At 37.3% G+C, this 23555-nt stretch carries 16 protein-coding genes, 1 tRNA gene and 1 pseudogene; 7 read left to right on the forward strand and 11 right to left on the reverse strand.

The genetic code is table 11. The features are described from left to right. The 10 genes and pseudogenes from HMPREF9449_RS15705 to HMPREF9449_RS01170 all read right to left on the reverse strand — a co-directional run. A pseudogene (locus HMPREF9449_RS15705) lies at window positions 1-400 on the reverse strand (leucine-rich repeat domain-containing protein); the annotation flags it as partial. 133 nt (window positions 401-533) lie between these two features. Next, a complete protein-coding gene (locus HMPREF9449_RS01130; RefSeq protein WP_009135385.1) occupies window positions 534-932 on the reverse strand; it encodes a hypothetical protein in 399 nt (132 codons plus the stop codon). Window position 933: 1 nt separating this feature from the next. After that, window positions 934-1350, reverse strand: a complete 417-nt coding sequence (locus HMPREF9449_RS01135; RefSeq protein WP_009135386.1) for a hypothetical protein — start codon at window positions 1348-1350, stop codon at window positions 934-936. 2 nt (window positions 1351-1352) lie between these two features. Beyond that, window positions 1353-1835: a hypothetical protein gene (locus HMPREF9449_RS16660; RefSeq protein WP_009135387.1), complete on the reverse strand. Its 483-nt coding sequence runs from the start codon at window positions 1833-1835 to the stop codon at window positions 1353-1355. Window positions 1836-2676: 841 nt separating this feature from the next. Then, window positions 2677-3129 carry a JAB domain-containing protein gene (locus HMPREF9449_RS01145; RefSeq protein WP_009135388.1) on the reverse strand — a complete coding sequence of 151 codons (453 nt, stop codon included), beginning with the start codon at window positions 3127-3129 and terminating at the stop codon, window positions 2677-2679. Between the two features lie 95 nt (window positions 3130-3224). Beyond that, entirely contained in the window at window positions 3225-3497 is a 273-nt protein-coding gene (locus tag HMPREF9449_RS01150; RefSeq protein WP_009135389.1) for a hypothetical protein, read from the reverse strand. 173 nt (window positions 3498-3670) lie between these two features. Beyond that, on the reverse strand, window positions 3671-5233 hold the full coding sequence (locus HMPREF9449_RS01155; RefSeq protein WP_009135390.1) for a hypothetical protein: 1563 nt from the start codon (window positions 5231-5233) through the stop codon (window positions 3671-3673). Window positions 5234-5300: 67 nt separating this feature from the next. Beyond that, complete coding sequence (locus HMPREF9449_RS01160; RefSeq protein ID WP_040611493.1) at window positions 5301-6518, reverse strand: site-specific integrase; 1218 nt, start codon at window positions 6516-6518, stop codon at window positions 5301-5303. A gap of 127 nt (window positions 6519-6645) precedes the next feature. Further along, window positions 6646-6718: transfer RNA gene (locus HMPREF9449_RS01165), tRNA-OTHER, on the reverse strand. Window positions 6719-6842: 124 nt separating this feature from the next. Beyond that, the gene (locus HMPREF9449_RS01170) at window positions 6843-8345 is read right to left on the reverse strand and encodes a potassium/proton antiporter (RefSeq protein ID WP_040611494.1); all 1503 of its coding nucleotides are present in this window, start codon (window positions 8343-8345) and stop codon (window positions 6843-6845) included. Window positions 8346-8505: 160 nt separating this feature from the next. Here HMPREF9449_RS01170 and HMPREF9449_RS01175 point away from each other — a divergent pair, with 160 nt between their 5' ends. The 7 genes from HMPREF9449_RS01175 to HMPREF9449_RS01205 all read left to right on the forward strand — a co-directional run bounded on the left by HMPREF9449_RS01175 (window position 8506) and on the right by HMPREF9449_RS01205 (window position 21993). Then, a complete protein-coding gene (locus HMPREF9449_RS01175) occupies window positions 8506-10758 on the forward strand; it encodes a cation:proton antiporter (RefSeq protein ID WP_009135393.1) in 2253 nt (750 codons plus the stop codon). A 242-nt stretch (window positions 10759-11000) separates the two neighbouring features. Beyond that, entirely contained in the window at window positions 11001-13358 is a 2358-nt protein-coding gene (locus HMPREF9449_RS01180; protein ID WP_009135394.1) for an ABC transporter permease, read from the forward strand. Between the two features lie 485 nt (window positions 13359-13843). Further along, complete coding sequence (locus HMPREF9449_RS01185; RefSeq protein WP_009135395.1) at window positions 13844-14968, forward strand: basic secretory protein-like protein; 1125 nt, start codon at window positions 13844-13846, stop codon at window positions 14966-14968. Between the two features lie 17 nt (window positions 14969-14985). Continuing rightward, a complete protein-coding gene (locus HMPREF9449_RS01190; protein ID WP_009135396.1) occupies window positions 14986-17322 on the forward strand; it encodes a GH92 family glycosyl hydrolase in 2337 nt (778 codons plus the stop codon). 189 nt (window positions 17323-17511) lie between these two features. Then, the gene (locus HMPREF9449_RS01195) at window positions 17512-19857 is read left to right on the forward strand and encodes a GH92 family glycosyl hydrolase (RefSeq protein ID WP_009135397.1); all 2346 of its coding nucleotides are present in this window, start codon (window positions 17512-17514) and stop codon (window positions 19855-19857) included. A gap of 145 nt (window positions 19858-20002) precedes the next feature. Next, entirely contained in the window at window positions 20003-21142 is a 1140-nt protein-coding gene (locus HMPREF9449_RS01200; RefSeq protein WP_009135398.1) for a clostripain-related cysteine peptidase, read from the forward strand. A gap of 62 nt (window positions 21143-21204) precedes the next feature. Beyond that, complete coding sequence (locus HMPREF9449_RS01205) at window positions 21205-21993, forward strand: C40 family peptidase (RefSeq protein ID WP_009135399.1); 789 nt, start codon at window positions 21205-21207, stop codon at window positions 21991-21993. A gap of 123 nt (window positions 21994-22116) precedes the next feature. Here HMPREF9449_RS01205 and HMPREF9449_RS01210 read toward each other — a convergent pair whose 3' ends face one another. After that, on the reverse strand, window positions 22117-23481 hold the full coding sequence (locus HMPREF9449_RS01210) for a hypothetical protein (protein ID WP_009135400.1): 1365 nt from the start codon (window positions 23479-23481) through the stop codon (window positions 22117-22119). Window positions 23482-23555 lie beyond the last annotated feature (74 nt).

A 23555-nucleotide genomic window follows, 5' to 3' on the forward strand; every position in this document is an offset into this window, starting at 1 on the left:
CATTTTTTGCTATTAAAGAATTTAATTTATTATTACGACAATCTAAGTTTTCTAGATTAATATTTCTTGAAATATCTAATGAAGTCAATTGATTACCGCTACAATCTAAGCTTTTTAGATTATTAAAGTATTGGATACCTTGTAATGATCGAAAACCTTTATTGTATATTTGCATTAAATTTACTGCATTGGCTTCTGATGGAGATACTTTCCCATCTTTGTTTACATCAAAGTTTTCATAGCAATATTTCATAAAAGCTATATCATCCATAGCAGTACATACATCATTAGGATCACTCATTGGTGGCAATGGAGAAATAAAATTCTCTGAATCATCTTTGTCACAACTTACTATTAAAATAACAATAAGTATTAAAATTGGATAAATTATTTTTTTCATAATTTTAAGTTTAAAGATTAATTAATAGATATTCAATGATAATTCTTTCATCATATAGATAAAGTTTGATCGCATATGCCGAAGACTTATGTTTGTTTTTAAGAATTTTAAATTTATTTATTCTGTTTATTGCTCATAAACTTCGTTTAAAATTGTCAGGTAAAATGTCTTCATATTGATAAAATATTCCTCGTCGATTTAATATATCCTCCACATAGTTTTCTGTGACAATATCTTTAGATACAAGCTCTTTTAATTTGCCAACAGTTAAATTTAATCCACTATTAATAGTTTCTTTTCTTGAACTGAAGATACCTGTTGGGATTCTAATATTAAGAATAGGATTTCTCATATAGCTATTGTTTTCTATCCTGTCAAGGATTCCAACTCTACACATATATGCAATACAACAAAAGTCTTCCTTGTGTTCATATACATCATTCCCATTTGAGATCATTGGCTGTAATTCTGATAATAATTTTATTACCTTCCCCATGCATACAGCAATTCTATTTAAATCTATTGCTCCCATTTTATTTATTATTTAGATGTTCATAAGGATTGTTTTCCATAGCTTTTTGAAATTGATTCATTTGCCAAGTAAGGTAGTTCTCAATTTCTTCAACCATCTTTTCTTGAGGATAACCATTTTGGAATATCCATTTCTTATTAATATTTCCGAGTAAAGGCATGTAACCTTTCATCCTGACTTCAAGATTATTTCCGACATAATCCAATGCCCAGTTCATACTATTAGAGGAAAGAATTACACTGTCTTTTGATACTTTTTGCACCTGTAGACCTCCTGATTTTAAATAATCAATTAGAATACTATATTTCCCTTGCATTCCTCCAAAACTACTTACATGTGTTTGCACATGTTCTTTATGGTCTTTATTTACTGAGTAAATAATAAAACCAATTATAGCTATGCCAATAATCCACCACATAATTATTCAAAATATTTATTCATTATTTCTTTAGCAATTTTATCTACGAATAAATCGTATTGAGATTTAGATAATCCGCTCATAATATGCATTGTTGATGATGATTTAAATGCTTCGATATTTGATGCAATGGATGATTTACATAGAAGGTCAAGCATAATACTGTTATTATAATTATCCTTGATAATTTTATTCAAATCTTCTTCAAACGAAGTCTGAATTTTCTCCATTATCATTTTTAAAGCAAACTCGGGGTTTCTTTTAGCAGCTAACATTCCTGCAAATTTTTCCTTAGCTTCTTCTTCATTATTGCTGTCTGCGAGACAGTCAATTACTGAATCCATAAAATTTTCCATAATATTATTCTTTTTTGTAGCCATACCACAAAAAGAAAGTGTGGTACTTTCCTGCTGAGTCCAAGGTATCACCACAACACCTACAATCACAAACAAGGAAAGCCCACACCTTATGATGCGAGCATTCACTTACTTACTGCTGTGATTGTTAGTCTTCAAAGTGGTGATTTTAGGACTTCACAAGTAAGAAGCAAACACTTCTTTTTCTAATATGTCTTGATTAAACTTTTATTTCATTAGCAATCATTTAACTGATCATTCTGCAAAGTTAAAATTTTGCATAAATAAATAATCTTTTGAAAGCAACTTTTAAATAAAAATAAATTCAAGTCAATATCAGCATCATAGGCATGAGCTTATTTCCTTATCTGCTTGTCATATAGTATAGAAAGTAGGTAAATCACTTTCTCATTATATGATCATCAATGGTAAATGTACCATAAAATTATATTACATATCTCTGATTCTCATTATTTTTCAATTTTAAAGCCCTAATTCTTAATCAAAGAACTGGGGCTTACAACAATAATAAAACACAATACAAGGGAGTTACTCCTCATTCATTTTGGCTATTATACACGTCATAATCATACAGATAATTAGTTGGATAACAATTTTCACAATTAAAATCATTTTGCAGGATTTTAGTTATACAAATTAGATACTGACATTCTTAAGCACTCCGGAAGAGGGGTATTGGGATAAGCTAAAAAGGATGTCATTTCCATATCTCCTCGTGACAAGTGTATTCACTTCTCCTATAATAATAAATCAAGTGAATACATGTGCTCATTTAAATTACATAATAGTATATATGTACCTAAGTGAACAGTGTCGAATTTTTTTCATTTCTATAAGGTATATCACAAGTTTTTTCGACACTACAAAATTTCCTATCATAATGGATAAGAAATAAATGAGACTCCTGAAGGAATATGAATATTCAATGATAATTATGTATGTGAGTTCTTTATTGTCTTATTTTCCTTTCATCAGAATAACTATAATAATTATCTCGCGTAATAATTAAATGGTCATATAATTTGATATCTATTTGTTGTGCAGCTTCTTGTATTTTTTTAGTCATTACATCATCATAATTGCTTGGTAGTATGTTGCCTGTTGGATGGTTATGAGCTAGGATAATACTTGAACTATGAGTTAATAAAGCAGTTTGTAGTATCAACCTGACATCAACAATTGTACTATCCATCCCTCCTTCTGAAATAGTTGTAATACCTAAGACCTTATTTGCATTATTAAGTAATATTAGTTTTAAATATTCCTTGTATTCCAGTGTATCAGCATTGAAAGCCTCCTTTATTAATAGTTCATAAGCATCTTTGGAGCAATGAATGGTATATCTTTCTGATGCTCTTACTTTGGGTTTATAGCTAATAGCAATTTCACTCACTTGTTTCATAATTCAATGTTATATTAAGGTTATTCTATTTATAAAAAAAAAGAAGTAGTTAGGTTTATTACCTAACTGTCCTTCTGGAGTATTTTCATCAGTTATTACAGAATTGCCAATGTAGTAGCTTCTCCTTCTCCTTGCTGATGCAATAAAAAGAATAAATTCCCAGTTTCAGCAGAACATACTTCTGAAATTACAGGAGTTGTTAATTCTCCAGTTTCTACTTTTTTAGAACAAGCACCAGTTTCAAATCCATAAACAAAAAAGCATTTACCTGTGTGTTTATTTCTTTTCACTTCAATTTTCTCTACACCTTGTTTAGCTTTAAAATCAGTAACACTCATTGTTTTTAAGAACTTCAGATTTCTTTCCATGATTGTATTTTTTATGTTGTACAGGGGGACTATCCCCACTGGCTGAGTGATGGGGGAGGTTGGGAGGGTGTGATTTGAGCTTATAGCCATATAAAAAGCCTCAAAAATCAGAAAATTTTATTCTTAAGGGCAGCTCAAAACAGTAAATTTAGTAATATATTATAGATTATTGATTACCTATTATCTACAGAATTTGTCTTTATTTGGGCAATTATATCTTTGTCTAAATTTTCCTCATTCCACTCTTCAATGCTAAAATTTGGAGAAACTCCAATGCAGCTACATAGCTCTTGTTTCATTACATCTTTAATATAGGGTATGTATTCTGATGTAGATGCAATTGAATCATGTATTGTAAAGATAGGTATTTGTCCCTCTTTCTCATTCCATATTTTCCGACAACACCTATGTAGTATGACTTCACTCTCTATTGCTTGAAGTAGAATAGGTAGTCTTGCATGAGGTTTCTTGCTTGGCATATCGGAATAGTCTGCTTTTAATAGCCTGAATAATCTACCTATAGGAGGGAAAAGTCTCGAATTAAACAATCTTTTCATCTTACCAATTCTTGCATTCTTAGTTCTACCCCTATTTTTGCTAAATAGCAAACTAAACATCATTGTCTTGGCTTCTTTTCTATCAATAAAAGTTTCCTCCGTTCTTCTATAGTTATTTGCTAAGTCTTTAATATGCTCATAAATACCTCCATTTGACACTAACTCTTTGTATTGAACAAAGTCATCTGAGCACACTTTTTTAAAAAAAGTTGTTAAAGCCTTCATAAGTTTTTCCGAACCTAAAAATAATCCTTGCACATTATCTGGCAAATGACCAATGTTCAGAGGAATAGTGGAGTTTGGACTCCAAAAATCAGGATTTAAAATCAGACAGGTAAGATACGGTTGGCTATTTTTAATATCTACACTTGTAAGTTTTGAGTTGTTGTAGTGAAGAAAATTTCTATACTCTTTTTGTAGATTAGTTAAAGTGGAGTGCAACCTATGTACATTATTATCAAAATGAGCTTCATATTCCCCTAATTTAGTCTTACCTATATTCCTTATAATTGCTTGATATTGAGCTATAGGAGATTTCAACCTATCCAAATTACTATTCCAGTCCCATAATTTTTTACTCTTATCATTCATCTTCTGCTGTTTCACAACATAAGCATACAACTCTGCAATAGGATTAATGTTAAGAAGTTTTTCATCGTACCAATGGTATATATATGGATATTGATCTTTATTTGTATTTATTTGAGATTGATAAACATCATCTGCAAATCTGGTGATTACTTGTTTTGATACAAATGGTCGAGAAGAATAGTAGTTAGACCATCTGTATCCACGAGCCTTTTCTCCAACAATATACTGCTTATCAATATCAATTATCCCTGTTCTCTCTAAATAATTTACATACAATGATATATCCTTTATGTTGTTTTCAACTTTGCCTATTACAATCGGGGTATAGCCATTATTATTTATTAAATCCGTATTCCTCGCAGGAATAGAGGATATTAGAAATAAAAAGCAATAAACCTTATAGTCATGGAAATTAACACCTTTAGGGAATCCATATTCATAAGGAGGATAATTCTCCTTATGTCGAATTAGATCAAAATTATCCGGCAGTGGAATGATCTCTTTATGTTTAATATTTGCATAGGTAAAAAACAAAAAATTAAGATTATCACTATTATATTTAACCACCTTGTAATTCTTCAAACCCATAATCTCTATTTATATTACCATTATGATAGGAAATTTTAACCTCATATCAATAGCAAAATTATAAAAATTAGAGCAAATTACTCATTGCTTCATCAATTTGTTCATTGTCAAATTTATTCAGATATATAGCAGTGGTTTTAATATTTTGATGCCCCAAAGCCTCCGAAATAATTCCAATATTAACACCTGATTTCTTTAATACAGTCGCAAATGAATGTCTTGCAACATAGGTTGTTACATCAGTTGTAATCTCCAATTCCCTTGCGATTAATTTTAATTCACCATTTACTTGTGCACATATTTTATGAATTCTATTATTTTTTTGTATAGGTGTTATGTGTCTTTTGTTGTGTAATATAGGAAATAGATAACCCGAATAAAACCTATTCGATTCATACTTAGCAATAAGTAATATGGCTTGTTGTGATAATTTGAGATTTATTGCTCCCTTAGTCTTTTGCCTATGATATATCAACCTATCTTCTTGAATGTTTTCCAATGTAAGATTGGCTATATCCACAAATGAAATACCACCACACAAGTAAGAAAAGGTAAATATATCCTTTGCAAAATCTCTTCTTGACCCTGTTTTAGAATCAGAGTTTATAATTTTCATTACATCATCTTTACTTAATGCTCTTTTTGGGGTTTTGGTGTTGAACTTATTAACCTTGAATGTTTGGAAAGGATTTTTATCTGGATCAACAACATTGCTTTCTATAGCCCTCTTTATGACAGCACGAAGGGTTCTAAATTGAAAACTCATTGTGGTCTCTTTATTTCTCTTTTTTTGCATCCACTCTTCAAAAGCTCGTAAGAATTTTAAGTCTATATGGCTGAATGTGTAGGTCAGTTTTTTGCCTTGATTAAATCTTTTGAGGTTATTATATGAATTTAGATAGGCATAGCTGTTTCCTATTTTACCTTTAGCTTTGAGGTCTGCAATGAGATTCTTATAAAACTCCTCTACTGTTTGGGCCTTTATTTGAGGTGCCTGCTCATTTACAAGCGAAACTGCTGTAAACTCCTCTTTATCCAGACTCTTTTTGAGCACCTTTCGATGATACTCACTTTGAACATTAAGAATAATTTGTTGAATAATCTCTTTATTAGGACAGGTTGTTTTTGGTTGATTTTTCTTAAAATCCCAATCTTTAGCCCTTATAGATATTCCAAGGCTTTTCATGGTTCTCTTACCATCTTTTGAAATTCTTAACATCAGAGGGTGTTCTCCATTTGCCAAAGTTTTATACTTATAGCAGATAATTGAAATTGTGGCATTCATCTTTGTTTTTGGTTGACTTCTCGGTTGACTTTTGAAAGTCAACCAGTACATCAACCTGCCAAATTCACTATTAGCCACTAAAAGAAAAAAACCCAATAATCTCGTGATTATTAAGGTTTTTCCAATGTCGGGGTGACTGGATTCGAACCAGCGACCACACGCCCCCAGACGTGTACTCTACCGGACTGAGCTACGCCCCGAAAAAGCAGTGCAAATATAAAAGTTAAATTTGAAATGAGCAAGAGGTAGAAGGAAAATGTTGACTAAAAGTTTAAAGAGACAGAGGATCAGAAATTTGAAAGGGGAAGAACGGAAATAGGAGAATTAGTTTCTGCGGAGGGTATATTCTTCTATGCCGAGTTGGGCTAAGGTATGCCGGAGTTCTTCTTCATTGTCGGAGAGCAGAAGGAGTTTGTCGCCCGGAAGGAGGCGGGTATGGCCGTTAGGTACGAAATAGTTTTCATACCGTTTAATCATGATGACGAGGGTGTTTTGGGGGAAATGCAGATCCTGAAGCCGGTCTCCTTCGGTAAGCAGGTCGGGCATTACCGAGGCTTCCGCAACAATGGATTTGATATCTTCTGAAAGTTCCATATCAAATTCATTCGGTTTTTCTTGAGCCGGATGTGCTAAGCCGAGCAGGCGGGCAGCTCCGGAGACCGTAGTGCCTTGAATAAGTAGCGAAAGTATGGTAATAAAAAATACAATGTTGAAAATCTGACTGGCACCTTCGATATCTGCTAAAAGAGGATAAGTGGCAAAAATAATCGGAACGGCTCCTCTTAAGCCGATCCAAGATACAAAAATACGGCCGGGTAAAGTCATCTTACGGAAAGGAAGCAAGCAGAGGAAAACGGCTAGCGGCCGGGCAATAAAAATCAGGAATATACCAATCAATAATCCGATATGAGCTACCCCCCAGAGGTCTTTGGGATTAACCAGCAACCCCAGAGAAAGAAACATAATGATCTGGAAAAGCCAGGCTAAGCCATCAAAGAAGTTGGCTATATTTTTTTTATAAACAATACGGTGATTTCCGATGACTAAACCGGCTAAATATACGGCCAGGTAACCGTTGCCGTTTAATAAATCGGTTATTGAAAAAGTAAAAAAGAGAAAAGTGAGTAATATCACCTGATAAAGGGAGTTGTTCATCAGGCATACGTGATTAATGATATAGACAGCTATGCGTCCTAATACATATCCCATTATAATACCGATACTAAATTGCATAAAGAAAGAGAGTAATATCTGTCCCCAACTCATGTCTCCGGACTGGATGATTTGGAGTAATAATATGGTAAGCATATAAGCCATGGGATCGTTACTTCCACTTTCTAACTCCAGAAGAGGGCGCATATTTTGTTTTAAATTCAAGCTTTTGGAACGGAGAATGTTAAAGACAGAAGCTGAATCGGTAGAGGACATGACGGCTGCTAGCAAGAGACAGCCTACCAGAGGAGCAGCCATGGAGGGGTATAGAGATCCGATCAGCCAGTAAATAAAGTACCCGGTGATAAAGGTTGTCAGCAGAACTCCTACTGTTGCAAGTATCACTCCTTGAGGAATAATGGGCCGGATATCGTTTATTTTGGTATCCATACCTCCGGCGAACAGGATAATACAAAGGGATAACGTTCCGATAAACTGGGCTTCGCCGGCATTGTGAAACTGTATGCCGACACCGTCACTACCGAAAATCATCCCTACAATTAAAAATAATAATAAGACAGGTATGCCCAACTTGTAACCTGTTCGTCCGATAATCAGGCTGACGAATAAAAGAGTAGAGCCAATGAGTAATATATTGCCCGTCGTTACAATCATATAACTGATTTTTCTCATTATTCTAAACGCAGGAATAACTTGAAAGTTCTGCATTTATTTTTAATAAAAAGAAAAAATTAAAAAGAGGTATAAGATTTTTCTGAAATGTCTAAATTTGTAATTCAAAAGTTAGGAGGTATGGTATACTAAATGATTCTATATGTCTCATCTACCTACATTAGTCATTGATCTTGCCCTGATATTAGTTTCTGCTGGTATTATTACTCTTATATTCAAAAAATTAAAACAGCCTTTAGTATTGGGTTATATTGTAGCGGGATTTATTGCCGGACCTCATGTCGTCTTTACGCCTACTGTAATGGATACAGCCAATATACAAACATGGGCAGACATAGGGGTGGTCTTTCTATTATTTGCCTTGGGGTTGGAATTCAGTTTTAAGAAATTGATGAAGGTGGGAGGACCGGCTGTTATTGCAGCCATAACTATTATTGTAGGTATGGTTATATTGGGAATGTTGGTTGGGTCTGCAATGGGGTGGAAGCGGATGGATTGCATCTTTTTAGGAGGTATGTTGGCTATGTCTTCTACTTCTATTATTTATAAGGCACTGGAAGACATGGGATTGCGTACTCAGCGATTTGCTGGTCTGGTTTTAGGCATATTGGTAATCGAAGATTTGGTGGCAGTGGTGCTGATGGTCTTGCTATCGACTATGGCTGTCAAGAATAATTTTGAAGGAGCGGAAATGGCTTTCAGTATCGCGAAGTTGTGCTTTTTCCTGATGTTATGGTTTATTATCGGTATTTTTATTATCCCAACTTTTTTTAAGCGGACGCGTCTTTTGATGAACGAGGAGACTCTGCTAATCGTTTCTCTGGGACTTTGTCTGCTGATGGTCGTAGCTGCTACTCAGGTCGGATTTTCTTCGGCATTGGGAGCTTTTGTCATGGGGTCCATTTTAGCAGAAACGATGGAGGCGGAGAAGATAGGGCATTTGGTAAAACCTGTAAAAGATTTATTCGCTGCTATATTCTTTGTATCTGTAGGAATGATGGTGGATCCGGGGATGATCTGGGAATATATAGGGCCGATTATTTTAATAACATTTACTGTATTAATCGGACAGTCCTTATTGGGTACTTTCGGTATCGTTTTAGCGGGGCAGCCTCTTAGGGTGGCCATGCAATGCGGGTTTTGTCTTTCCCAGATCGGAGAATTTGCCTTTATTATAGCTTCTTTGGGATTGAGTTTACAGGTGACGGATCACTTTCTCTATCCGATAGTGGTGGCTGTTTCTGTCATTACTACCTTTCTGACGCCTTATATGATGCGATTGGCAGAACCTGCTTATCCTTTTGTCGAAAAGCATCTGCCTGTCAAATGGAAAAGACTATTGGATCGTTATACTTCGGGTGCTCAGGTAGTCAACCATGAAAGTAATTGGAAGAGGTTATTGGTTGCTTTGGGCCGGATTGTGGTGGTTTATTCTGTCATTCTAATTGCAGAATTGATTCTGGCATTCAGTTTATTATTACCTTTTATCCGGACTCACATACCGGGAATCTGGGGAAATATTTTAGCGGCTGTCCTTATCATTGTTTGTATGGCTCCTTTTTTGAGGGCCATTGTGGCAAAGAAAAATCATTCGGTGGAATTTCAGATCCTCTGGCAGGATAACCGTTTTAATCGGGGATATTTGGTATCTTTAATTGTTTTTCGGTTTGTGTTGGCCATGTTGTTTGTGATGTTTGTTATTTCAGCGCTTTTTAAAATTTCGATTGGTTTATTGATCGGAATAGCTGGAATGGCTGTCGCCGGAATGATCTATTCCCGTTATTTGAAAAAACAATCCATACTCATTGAGCGTCGTTTCCTCCGGAATTTAAATATCCGGGACATCAGTGCCCGTCCCAAAGGGAAAACGATACCGCATTTTGCCGGAAATCTATTGTCCCGGGATTTACATATGGCTGATTTTACAGTACCGGCTGATTCGAGATGGGCGGGGAGTTCTTTGTCAGAACTTGGGCTTAAAACGCAATTCGGCATACAAGTCGTGGCTATATTCCGGGGAAATTATTGTATAAATATACCAGGAGGAAGGGAGCGTATCTTTCCGCAGGACCGCATACAGGTGATAGGAAGTGACGAGCAATTGTTAAAATTCGGTAGTCAATTGGAACAGCAACTTGTACCAGGAGAAGACTGTGATTTAAGTCAGAGTGAAGTCAATTTACGTCAATTTATAGTCGATTCAAATTCCGCTTTTCTGGGGAAGACAATCAAGGAATCCGGTATACGGGAACGGTATAAGTGCTTGATTGTGGGTATGGAAAGAGGAGACAGTTCCCTGCATGATCCCACGGCCAATACCCGGTTTGAGGAGGGGGATCTGGTATGGATTGTAGGAGAGGATACTAATATTTATAAACTGATCCACGCTGAATAAATGAGCGGGAAGGGAGAAATAAATTTTTAGGGAATTTCTGTTTTTAATTTTCTTCGTGTAAAGTAAGATTTCTTTTCTAAAAAAGTTGTCTAAAAAATAGACAATGATGTCAATAAATTTGACATTTTAGGTTATTGCTTTATTTTTAGATATTTGATATATAATGATTTATATAGTATGGTATGAGTTTTGTCCAAAATGAGAAAAGGAGATAAATGTACTTATTATAAAATAGAAATAAAATGTTGTTGCAGTTGAAAGAATTCATTCGGGAAAAACGGAATAAACCGTTTTCATTTGTTGTAAATTGCGTCGGTATGTCATTGGCTTTTACGGCTCTTATTATTTTATTTACCTATGTACGGGCGGAATTGAATCACGACAAGGATGTGGTAGACAGAGCTGATATTGTGCGGATGAAAAATGCAAGTTGGGGGATCACTCCCGGGGCTTATGCTTCTTGGTTGGCCGGGAATTTACCGGAAGTGAAACAATATTGCCGGGTATTGGAGATGTCGATGGCTATTTTCGTTCCTCAGCAGGGAGAGATAGGGGAACAGTATGTAGAGGAGAATATTGTTCTGGCTGATAGTACTTATCCTGAATTTTTTTCTCTTCGTCTTCTCGCGGGAAATTTGAAAGATGCCTTAGTGACGACAGAACAGGTTATTTTAAGTGAAAGCATGGCCCGGCAATTATTCGGAGAGAGCGATCCACTGGGGAAGCAATTGGTGTTGGGTGGGGCTATACATTCCACTGTGGTGGCTGTGTACAAAGATATAAATAATCCGGGGCTTAGGCGTCCTAAAATGATTACTAATCTGAATTATGTGGATAAAGTGTGGCAGGCTGGTTATAGTGATTCTTGGTGGTCTTCCAACTGGGAAACTTATTTCAAATTGACTCCTGGGGTGGATCGGGCCCAATTGACGGAAAAATACAGACAATTGTATGCTCAGAAGTTAAAAAGCTTTGGATGGGAAGATGCTAATATACAGGATGAATTGCCTCAGGCAAAATTTTCAGAATTTAACGAACTTTACTTTACACCGGAAGTTGACTTTGCGCAACATGGCAACCGTGCCAATATTAATATTCTGATTTTAATAGCTGTATTGGTGTTGGGGGTAAGTATTATTAATTATGTGAATATGGCTACTGCCCGTCTGGCTGATAAAGCCCGGATTATCGGGGTAAAGAGAACATTGGGAGCGGGCCGCAGAAGATTGATTTCTTCTATTATTTTGGATTCTGTTGTGACTTGTTTTCTGGCAATGGTCATAGCTTGGATATTGGCTGAAATTTCTTTCCCTTATTTATCAGATTGGCTGGGATGCGGAGATGTATTGAATATTGATAAATGGGCGGGTATAATATTATTTATTTTGATCCCTTTGCTCAGTGGTTTATTATCGGGTATCTTTCCGTCCGTTTACCTGACCCAGATGAACCGGCTGGATTCTATGAATTCGCAACGGAATGAAAGCATTGCGTTACAAAGAGTAAAAGGAGGGTTAATGGTACTACAGTTTGCTGTTTCCATTGGATTGATAATTGCTACTTTGCTGATTAATAAGCAAGTCGAATATATAAAACATTTAGATCCAGGATATGACCGGACTGATGTAGTTGTTGTAAAAGGTCATGGGGAAGCTGTTTTATTGGAAAAATTTCCGGAATTCCGGAATTTATTATTACAGAACCCTTCTATCGTAAAAGTAGCCGCTGCTAAAGAGCCGATTTATAATATAGGAGAAAGAGGAGGACATTTGAGGGTACCGGGTAGTGGGGAGGAGATCGGAGGAGCTGTTACCTGGATAGACGAGAACTTTATGGATTTAATGGGATTAAAGTTGATAGAAGGGGAAGAATTTCAGGAAGGGACTAAAAACCGGGGTAAATTTATTATCAACCAACGTATGGCGAAAAGGATTGCAGCGGAGTCGCCGGATCATTCTTACCTTTCCGAGCGTCAGATCGGGGTGGTAAAAGATTTTAATTTTAAATCGATGCATCAGCCGATCGAACCGATGTATTTTGGTTATATAAACGATTACCAGCAAATGGCGGATGCTTATATCCGGATTGCTCCGGAGGACCGCAAGGCCACATTGGATTACATTGAGAAATGTTATCGTCAGATCTATCCTCAGACTTTTTATCAGTATAGTTTTATGGATGATGATTATGCCGGTTTATATGGATCAGAAGATTTATTTGCTAAACGTTTGCTGGCTTTTACAGCTATGGCTATTGTTATTGCTTGTCTGGGATTATTGGCTTTTGTCGCTTTCTTTATCGAACAGAAGACAAAGAGTATTGGGGTACGGAAAGTCATGGGAGCTACGGAGTATCAGATTATGGAATTGCTCAACCGGGATTTTATCCGTCGTCTATTTATCGCTTTTCTCATTGCTTGTCCCGTCGTCTATTATATGATTCATCTTTGGCTGGGTAATTTTGCTTATAAAACCAGTTTAAGTTGGTGGATATTTGTGTTGGCTTTTGTCATTATGATCGTTATTGCTTTGTTGACGGTGAGTGTGTTAACCTGGAAAGCGGCCACGAGAAATCCGGTGGATTCTTTAAAAACGGAATAAAACATGTTTCCGGGTTATTGTTTAATCTTTTTAACCGGATAAATATCTTATACACAGCCGAAGGAGAATACTTCCGCGAACGTGAAAAGGTGTCATTACCGGTTTAAACAAAATTCCTCGTCGTTTTACACATTAGGGACGTGCCCTAATGTGTAATTTTTACGTTATTTTGCTCCTAGGAAATGGAGAAGGGAGTTGTAATCAACGGGATTTCTGTTTTTCGCAAAAAAGGTCCGTCCCTCTGGAGGGCGGCAATCGCTTTTTTTACTGTTAGTTTATTGATTTGGAAAACAGCCGTTTCTCATCCGGTTAATTCATTGCGGAAAGAATAAGGATTTGGTGTCGGGTAGAAAAAGATCGGGTTTGAAAGGGGGAAGAGGATTCGAATACAATTAAAATTACTATTTATTTGTAAAAAATAAGAAAATTCAGAAGTTTATTTATTTTTGTATGTTTCATTTTTAAGGGATAAAAAAATTGAACATATGAAAGTTTTGGTGTGGATAAGTTTTGTTTTGTCTTTGTTCTTTTCTTGTAGCGGAAAAGAAGCACAAGAGTGCGGAACTTTACAGGATGGAGATTTGACGACTGTGTGTCGTGTCGTTGGAGAACGAAATCGGTTTTTATTAAATTGGTCCCAAGAGGGGGCCGTAAAGTCTTATAAAATATGGTCGTCGGGAGAGATTCCGTCACGGGATCCTGTTGCCTGGCAATTAAAGGGATCTGTGGATGGAAAAAGCTGGGCGGTGATAGATGAACAGCGGGAACAGGCTTTTTGTTCCCGTTATCAGGAAAAATTATATGCTGTGAAGCATCCGGAGAGTTATAATTATTATATGCTGGAGGTAGAGGTATCCCGTGGGGATACGGTGGTGCTTCCGGAGGTGGAGTTATATACCCGGAATTTGACGGTAAACTGGGAGCATTTTGCTTATCCGGAAGTGGTATTTACCGATGAGGATGATACCTCCCGGGGAAGTGCATATTACCGACAGTTGGTACAGATACCGGAAGAATATATCAAATACCATACTCGGAAAGTGGCTGAAATACTATATTTTAAAGCTAGTGATCCCATGCCGGAGGTACGTCAGATCGATTATTCCCTGAAAAATTTCAATGGGGTCTCCTATAAAGGAGGGGAACCGCCTGTGGTGCATATTGTGTATAGTACACAGCATATTGAAAAATCAGCCGAAGAATCGCTTTTTAAATTGGATGCTGAAACTCGGGGTGTTTTATACCATGAATTGACACATGCTTATCAACAGGAACCTAAAAATATCGGTAGTTATGGGACGAATAAAACTTTTTGGGCTTGTATTGAAGGCTTGGCGGATGCCGTGAGGGCAGAAGCTGGTTTATTCGATGTAAAAACCTTGCGTAAACCCGGTGGAAACTGGATGGATGGGTATAAGACGACCGGTTTTTTTATCCAATGGCTGACGACAAAAGATCCGGATGCTATTCGGAAGTTCCATCAATCGGTGCGGGATTTGGAAACCTGGAGTTTTGACGGTGCTATAAAATACGTATTTGGGGAGCAGCAGAGTATTGACGGAATGTGGCAGGAATATCAGGCTTTTCTGACTTCAGAAGAAAATAAATAACGCTATAAATAAATGGTATGAAAAAAATATCAAAAGTTTTATTGTTTACGCTGCTTTTTATGGGTGTGGGCAGTATATCGGCTCAAAGGAAAATCGATTATGTGAATCCTCTGATCGGTACGAATGGAATGGGGCATACTTTTCCGGGAGCTTGTGTTCCGAATGGATTAATACAGTTGAGTCCGGATACAGATACCGTTCCCCATAATGTAGACGGGGCTTATCAGCCGCGGGCTTATGAATATTGTGCCGGCTATCAGTATCACGATAAGAGTATTGTTGGTTTTAGTCATACCCATCTAAACGGGACGGGGCATTCAGACCTGGGGGATATTCTGGTAATGCCTGTGGTGGGGAAAGTGAAATTTAACCCGGGGACAGCCGAAAATCCGGATGCGGGATACCGTTCCCGTTTTTCGCACGATACTGAAAAGGCACATCCCGGGTATTATTCTGTTCTGTTGGATGATTATGGAGTGAGAGCAGAAATGACCGCCACACAGAGGGTTGGGGTACATAAATATACGTTTCCGGGAGGAGAGGCCCATATCCTGTTGGATTTGATTCACGGTATATACAATTATGACGGGAAAGTACTGTGGGCCAATTTGCGGGTGGAGAATGATACCTTACTGACCGGTTATCGGATTACAAACGGATGGTCGCGCGTAAATTATACTTATTTTGCGATTACCTTTTCAAAGCCTATAAAGAGTTATGGTTATAAGGAGAGGGGTAAGACTTTATACAACGGTTTCTGGCGTAAGTTCGATCTCTATCACAATTTCCCTGAGATCGGGGGGAGACGGGTGGTTGCTTATTTTGATTTCGATTTGAAGGAAGGAGAGGCTTTGGAAGTAAAGGTAGCCCTTTCTCCGGTAAGTGCATCTGGGGCTTTAGCTAATCTTCAAGCGGAGGCAGGGGGGAAAAGTTTTGAACAATTGAGGGCTGCGGCTGAGGAAAAATGGGAAAAAGAATTGGGGCAGATCGAAGTGGAAGGAGATTACGATCAGGTTTGTAATTTATATTCTTCTATGTATCATACGCTGATCAACCCTTCGGTATATATGGATCGCGATGGTGCTTACCGGGGTTTGGATCATGAGATACATCAAGCGAAAGACTTTACCAATTATACCGTCTTTTCGGTTTGGGATACTTACCGGGCTTTACATCCTTTGTATAATCTTTTGCATCCGGAACGGAGCCGGGATATTATCGCCTCCATGTTGGCTCATTACAGTCAGAGTGTACATGGATCCTTACCGATTTGGTCGCATATGGGCAATGAAAACTGGTGTATGATTGGCTACCATGGAGTATCGGTGGTGGCGGATGCTTATGTGAAAGGCATTCCGATGAAAGAAGAGCTAGCCCTGAAAGCTGTCGTGAACAGTTCTACAATTCCTTATTTGGATGGTACCAAGGAGTATATGAAATTGGGTTATGTGCCCCTGGAAAAAAGCGGAAGTGCTGCTTCTATTACTCTGGAATACGGGTATGACGATTGGGCAATTTACAATATGGCCGAGAAGATGGGAAAAAGAGAAGTTGCAGCTACTTACAAAAAAAGGGCAGCGGCCTATAAACATCTGACAGACCCTTCTTCGGGATTTATACGTCCGAAGAATGCTGCCGGGAAATGGAAAGAGAATTTTGACGTCTTGGATACACACGGACAAGGATTTATCGAAGGAAATTCCTGGAATTATTCTTTCTATGTGCCTCAGGATGTAGAAGGATTGATGGAAGCTATGGGAGGGGATAAACGATTTGTAGAGCGTTTGGACTCCTTGTTTACCATGCATTTACCTGAAAAATATTATGCCAATACGGAAGATATTACTGAAGAAGGATTGATGGGGAATTATGTACATGGGAATGAACCCAGTCACCATATTGCTTATTTGTATATGTGGACTTCCCAACCCTGGAAAACGCAATATCGGATACGGGAAATTATGGACCGTATGTACCGCAACAATATTGACGGATTGTGTGGAAACGACGATTGCGGACAAATGTCTGCCTGGTATATTTTCAGTGCCATGGGTTTTTATCCGGTTTGTCCGGGATCCGATCAATATGTGTTTGGCGCTCCTTATTTTCGGGAAATGAAAATTCATTTAGAGGGAGGAAAAGAATTAGTCATTAAGGCTCCTAAAGTAAGCAGTACAAACCGGTATATAAAATCCGTGCGTTTAAATGGAATACCTTATGACAAAGCTTATATTACCCATGCAGAATTAATGAAGGGAGGAGAGCTATACTTTGAAATGAGCAGTCGCCCGAATAAAAAACGGACTTTTACCGAGGCTCAGAAGCCTTATTCTTTAAATCGGGATATCCGGTAAAAGTGTAAATGGGAAGGAGATGAGCGGCACTCTCTGCCTGAGCAATGTTCTTCTGACGCTTCCCTGATTAACGAAACTTCGGTTCTGATGAAAGATAAAAAGCCGGGAGGCTGGTCAGCGAAGCTTTCATTCTTCAACAGAACGATCAAATGCTTTGGACAGTTTCATATTGATAATTACAGAAATAAAATGAAAAAAATATATTATGGTATAGGGAGCCTGTTGTTGCTATTGTTTATGGTTCAGGAGGCTTTGGCGGTGAACGAAACAGCTTTACAGCCGCTTATCCAATATGTGAAACCTTTGGTGGGAACTTCCGGTTTTGGGAATGTTTATCCGGGGGCACAGATCCCTTTTGGAGGAATCCAGATCAGCCCGGATACGGATTTTGATTATTATGATGCGGCTGCCGGGTATAAATACGATCATAAGACTTTATTGGGATTTAGTCTGACTCATCTGAGTGGTACAGGTATTCCGGATTTGGGGGATTTTCTTTTTATGCCGGGAACGGGGGAGATTAAATTTACTCCCGGGACTCACGAACACCCGGAGGCTGGTTATCGTTCCCGTTATGTTCACGAGCGCGAGTGGACTACTCCTAACTATTACGGAGTCGATTTGTTAGATTATGGTGTAAGGGCCGAGATGACTTCCGGAGTGAGAAGCGGAATGTTCTGTTTTACCTATCCGGAATCGGAAAAAGCTTTTATTCTGATTGATTTGAACCATACCCTTTGGCAGAGCTGTGAGTGGAGCAATGTACGCTTTGAAAACGATTCGACTCTTACCGGTTATAAGCTGGTAAAGGGTTGGGGCCCCGAGCGGCATATTTATTTTACGGCTGTATTTTCCCGTCCTTTTGAAAACTATGGGATTATGCAGGATACCACGCCTGTTGTGTATAACACCAAACGCTTCCGGAGTCATTTGGAGGCTTGGGGTAAAAATTTAAAAGTATGGATGAAATTTAAAACGGAAACGGGTGAAAAAGTGTATGTAAAGACTGCTATCTCTGCCGTCAGTACAGAGGGGGCTAAGCTCAATATACGGGAATTAGATGGACATACATTTGAGACCTTAAAAAAAGCCGGTGAAGAAAAATGGAATGCAGAACTGAGTAAATTTGTCGTCAAAGGGTCGCAGAAACAGTTGGAAACTTTCTATACTTCGGTTTATCATGCGGCTTTACATCCTTTTGTTTTTCAGGATGCCGACGGGAAATTCCGGGAACTGGATAAAAATATCGGTCAGGCGGAGGGTTTTACCAATTACACCGTATTTTCTTTGTGGGATACCTACCGGGCATTGCATCCTCTTTTCAATTTAATACAACGGGATGTAAATGCCGATGTCATCCGCTCGATGTTGGCTCATTACGACAAGAGTGTAGAAAAAATGCTGCCGGTTTGGTCGTTTTATGGAAACGAAACTTGGTGTATGATTGGTTATCATGCCGTTTCGGTGATTGCAGATGCGATTGTAAAAGATGTGAAAGGCTTTGATTACGAACGGGCTTATGAAGCGATGAAAATCACTGCTTTGAATCCGCATTACGATTGTTTGCCGGAATATATTTCGTTGGGCTGGGTTCCTTTTGACCGAGAGAAAGAATCGGTTTCCAAGACCCTGGAATATGCATACGATGATTATTGTATTGCTCAGGCCGCGAAAAAATTAGGCAAACAGAGGGATTACGAATATTTTCTGAATCGTTCTCTCGCCTATCAAAATCTGATCGATCCGGAGACAAAATATATGCGGGGAAGAGACAGCAAGGGAAATTGGCGTACTCCTTTTGCGCCTATTGCTTATCAGGGGCCCGGTTCGGTAAATGGTTGGGGAGATATTACAGAAGGATTTACCCTGCAATATACCTGGTATGTACCTCACGATGTACAGGGATATATCAACGAGGCCGGAGAAAAATTATTCCGGGAACGTTTGGACAGTATGTTTGTAATGGAGTTGCCGGATGATATTCCCGGGGCGCATGATATTCAGGGACGGGTGGGGGCGTATTGGCATGGAAACGAGCCTTGTCATCAAGTGATTTATTTATACAATTATTTGAAACAACCGTGGAAGTGCCAGGAAAAGATTCGTTATATTATGGATACTTTTTATGGAAACACTCCGGATGCTTTGAGTGGAAATGACGATTGCGGACAAATGTCTGCCTGGTATATTTTCAATGCCATGGGATTTTATCCTACAGCGCCTTCCAGTAATATTTATAATATTGGTTCTCCTGCTCTTGAAAGTGTCGATATGCGGATGAGTAACGGAAAACATGTGAAGGTTACGACGCAGAACTGGTCGCCTGAGAATGTCTATATCCGGGAAATGTATCTGAATGGGAAAAAGTATGATAAATCGTATCTTACCTATGACGATATTCGGGAAGGGGCTACCATTCATTTTGTGCTGAGCCGGAAACCGAACTACCGTCGGGCTATTTCGGATGCCGCAGTGCCTGCTTCCTTATCGGAAACCGGAAAGACGCTTTTGTATCGGCCCTCTTCCGGGCGGTAAAGAATTTTTATCAGAAAGCATATCGTTTTGGGGGAAGTGCTCTGTCTAAATTGACGAATGACCGGGTAGCTGTTGAAAAAATTTGAAAAAGCTTTTACTTTTAAAAAATAATCCGTATACTCGAATTCTAATTTAGAAAGAGACTATGCGGATTATTTTTTTTATTGCTATTATAGGGATATGCAGCTTATTCGGATGTCATGATCCTGCTTCGGAGAACCCTGTTTATACAGACAGGACGATTATTGTTTATTTAGGAGTTGACAACAATTTTACTGGAGAGGATAGAGAGAAAATTGAGAGTTTGACCCAAGGATGGGACAAAAATTTTCAAGGACGTTTGCTTATATATGCTGATCCTCAGAAGCCGCTGACGGGATCCGGTGATGGTTTACCTTATCTGACGGAGGTTGTATGGGAAGAAGGGCGAGCGGTAGCCAAGCGGTTAAAACAATATCCGGAGCAGAATTCTGCCAGTCCGAAAGTATTCCGTCAGGTCCTGGAGGAAATTATCGGAAATTATCCTGCTGCTTCTTATGGGCTGATCGTATTATCTCACGCATCCGGTTGGTTGCCTTCCGGTACGTTGGCCAGTCCCCGGACAATCATCAACGATGGGGAGAAGGATATGGAATTATGGGATTTTGCAGAAGCGATTCCGGTAAAAATGGATTTTATTGTCTTGGATGCTTGCTTTATGGCGGGGGCAGAAGTCGTTTATGAACTGAAAGACAAAACGGATTATCTGATCAGTTCGCCTGCAGAGGTTTTGGTGCCGGGCTTTGTATATCGCAATATGATGGCTCATTTGATGTTAGAACAACCGGATGTAGTGGCTGTTGCCCGGGATTTTTATGATTATTTTAATCGGCAGAGCGGAAGCATGCGTTCGGCAACCGTGAGCGTATTTAAGATGTCTGCTTTGGAACCTTGGGTAGCTTTATCCCGGACTTTATTAGAGAATATAAATGGGGAGCAGCAGGTTGATTTAGAACAAATTCAACGTTTTGGGTACGGAAAGAACAAATTGTATTTTGATTTGGGAGATTATATCAAGGCTCTTCATCCGGAACGTTTTGACGAATTTACCAAAATGGTGAATGATTGTGTCATTTATAAAGCGCATACCCCGGGTTATTATTCTGCAGGAACTTATTCCTACTCAGCTATCGAGGCTTATTCTGGACTTACAATTTATATTCCTCAGACAGAATTTCCTTATATCAATTCAGTTTACCGACGGTTAAAATGGACGCAACGGGTAAATCCTTATATTCCCCAATAACTTTCGGGAATCTGAATTTTTATTAATTTTGTTCTGTTTATTCTTTTTAATCAATCGTCGGTATGGCATTTGGTATTGCAGATTTAAGTATAGTTCCGGTACGGAAAGAACAATCGGAGAGAAGTGAAATGATTTCACAAATCTTATTCGGGGAATTATTTGAAATACTGGAAATTACGGACAAATGGCTCTTGGTCAGGTTGCAGGTAGACGACACGGAAGGATGGATCAGTCGAAATATGTATTTGCCTGTGACTGACGAGTATGCCGCTCGGTATACCGAGGAACAGCCGATGCTGACAACGGAAGTTTTCAATATCGTGACGAAGGAGGGGGATTATGGAAATAAGTTGATTGTGGCGGGTAGTGTACTGCCTTTTTTTGAGGCGGAAAAACAGCATTTTTCAATAGGGGAAGACTCCTATACTTTGGTAACGAAACCCCGTAATGTCGGAATGGATAGTTTGCGGGAGTTGATTATAGAATATGCTTTAAAATATTATAATGCTCCTTATTTATGGGGAGGTCGTTCTCCTTATGGGATAGATTGCTCCGGACTGGTCCAGATGGCTTACCGGATGGCCGAGATGAAATTGCCCCGTACGGTTACGGAACAAGTCAATTGCGGGCAGAATTTTTCTTTTATAGAAGAAGCCTTACCCGGAGATCTGGCTTTTTTTGGAGATGAGACGGATGTCACCCATGTCGGTATTTTATGGGAGCAAAACCGGATTATACATGCTTCCGGACGGGTAAGAGTAGACCGGGTGGATCACCAGGGAATTTTCAATGAAGAATTAAAACGCTACACCCACAATCTGAAAGTGATCAAAAGGATGATTGTAGAGTGAATGTTTAAAGAATAATTGGAATATTCTGAGTCAATAGACTCCTCCATAGTATTAAAGACGAGTTTTTGATTTTTACTAGAAATTGTAAATTAAAATTTTAGTATTTTGCATAAAATATTTTTATCATTTATTATTATTTTTCGGGCATTCTTTATAAATAATTAAAGTATGATATATTTCTCTTAATCTTTGATAATGGATAAAAGTTACAATCTTTTTTTTCATTATTATTAATAAAAAGAAAATAAAAAGAGGAAATAGAAAGGCTATTAAAGAGGATGCATTTTCTGAATTATATATACTATACTCTGAAAAAATAGATAAATTATATTTATTAAATATAAGATTTACAATTAGAAGTGTTAAAAATAATATAGTTAGTATAATTGTATAGGGAAGTAGTGTATTGGCTACATACCAAGAAGAGGCTGCCATTCGAATGTGCGATTCATTTTTAGTAATAATAAAGTAAGTTTTAGGCTGATGAGTTTGAATGAATATTTTATATCGATTTATTTTATTTTTACTACGAGCATTAGGCAAATACCAAGAAACTTCAGACAGTAAATCTATTTCATTTCTTTTTAATAAATATTTGTAATAGTTTATGTAAGGAAAATTACATCTGTTAGCTGTAGCACAAGCACATTCACATTGCATATCTAAAATACAATATAATATAATAACATCTTTTATTAGTTTCTGTTCTTTATCTTTTATTAGTTTCTGTTCTTCATTTTTTGTTGGTTTCTCATTTTTTGTTGGTTTCTCATTTTTTTTAATAAAGTTCTTTAATTTTTTTTCAATAATTGTAGTATATTCTTTTATAATAGTATTTTCAGAACATTCAATATCTTGTTCAGAATGAGGAAATAAAATTTTTAAAATTTTATTTTTCCATTTTAGCTCGCTTGAGAGGAAAGGAGAGGAGGAATCACTAATTGCTTTTAACTCTTCTATCAAATTTTCAAAATCCTTAGTATTCATGCCAAAAAAACGTTCTAGAGTTTTTGATTTATTTTCACATAAATCTTCTGGGAATTCAGATAAATATTTTATCTCTTGTATTAATTTATTTAAAACGTATTTGAATAATTTTTTATTTGAATTTTCAAAATTTTCATTTTTTAATTCCTTGCAAAAATTATTTATAAATTCTTTTCTTTGTTTAAGAAGACCTTTTTTATCAGGAATTTTGATATCTGATCGATAAAAAATAAGCCCTATCGTATAGGCTAGTATAAGAAAAGTAAGAAAAATAACTAGCCAAAACCATCCTTGCATGAATTCAAGACCAGTTGTTTTAGTACTTGTTTGATTAAGGTTAAAAGGAAGGCCATAAAATGTAAGTATAGGAAATACTCCACTTATTACGATAGAAAATAGAAATAGAACACCAGGAATTAATGCTCCCATAATATCAACCATTAATTCTTGTGCTAATCTTATACCTGCACTTCCTTGATTTTGATCACTTTTATTTAACATTGCACTATTAATTTAATTAATATGATAAATATATATTAATGAATATAATTTGAATGTTAAAAATAATTTATTAT

It is taken from the genome of Odoribacter laneus YIT 12061 (assembly GCF_000243215.1).
Taxonomy (GTDB): domain Bacteria; phylum Bacteroidota; class Bacteroidia; order Bacteroidales; family Marinifilaceae; genus Culturomica; species Culturomica lanea.

Excerpts from the sequence above, each read along its gene's own strand:
- HMPREF9449_RS01130 (WP_009135385.1), bottom strand. The coding sequence starts at position 932 with ATGGGAGCAATAGATTTAAATAGAATTGCTGTATGCATGGGGAAGGTA.
- HMPREF9449_RS01135 (WP_009135386.1), bottom strand. The coding sequence starts at position 1,350 with ATGTGGTGGATTATTGGCATAGCTATAATTGGTTTTATTATTTACTCA.
- HMPREF9449_RS01145 (WP_009135388.1), bottom strand. The coding sequence starts at position 3,129 with ATGAAACAAGTGAGTGAAATTGCTATTAGCTATAAACCCAAAGTAAGA.
- HMPREF9449_RS01150 (WP_009135389.1), bottom strand. The coding sequence starts at position 3,497 with ATGGAAAGAAATCTGAAGTTCTTAAAAACAATGAGTGTTACTGATTTT.
- HMPREF9449_RS01155 (WP_009135390.1), bottom strand. The coding sequence starts at position 5,233 with ATGGGTTTGAAGAATTACAAGGTGGTTAAATATAATAGTGATAATCTT.
- HMPREF9449_RS01160 (WP_040611493.1), bottom strand. The coding sequence starts at position 6,518 with ATGAATGCCACAATTTCAATTATCTGCTATAAGTATAAAACTTTGGCA.
- HMPREF9449_RS01170 (WP_040611494.1), bottom strand. The coding sequence starts at position 8,345 with ATGATTGTAACGACGGGCAATATATTACTCATTGGCTCTACTCTTTTA.
- HMPREF9449_RS01175 (WP_009135393.1), top strand. The coding sequence starts at position 8,506 with ATGTCTCATCTACCTACATTAGTCATTGATCTTGCCCTGATATTAGTT.
- HMPREF9449_RS01180 (WP_009135394.1), top strand. The coding sequence starts at position 11,001 with ATGTTGTTGCAGTTGAAAGAATTCATTCGGGAAAAACGGAATAAACCG.
- HMPREF9449_RS01185 (WP_009135395.1), top strand. The coding sequence starts at position 13,844 with ATGAAAGTTTTGGTGTGGATAAGTTTTGTTTTGTCTTTGTTCTTTTCT.
- HMPREF9449_RS01190 (WP_009135396.1), top strand. The coding sequence starts at position 14,986 with ATGAAAAAAATATCAAAAGTTTTATTGTTTACGCTGCTTTTTATGGGT.
- HMPREF9449_RS01195 (WP_009135397.1), top strand. The coding sequence starts at position 17,512 with ATGAAAAAAATATATTATGGTATAGGGAGCCTGTTGTTGCTATTGTTT.
- HMPREF9449_RS01200 (WP_009135398.1), top strand. The coding sequence starts at position 20,003 with ATGCGGATTATTTTTTTTATTGCTATTATAGGGATATGCAGCTTATTC.
- HMPREF9449_RS01205 (WP_009135399.1), top strand. The coding sequence starts at position 21,205 with ATGGCATTTGGTATTGCAGATTTAAGTATAGTTCCGGTACGGAAAGAA.
- HMPREF9449_RS01210 (WP_009135400.1), bottom strand. The coding sequence starts at position 23,481 with ATGTTAAATAAAAGTGATCAAAATCAAGGAAGTGCAGGTATAAGATTA.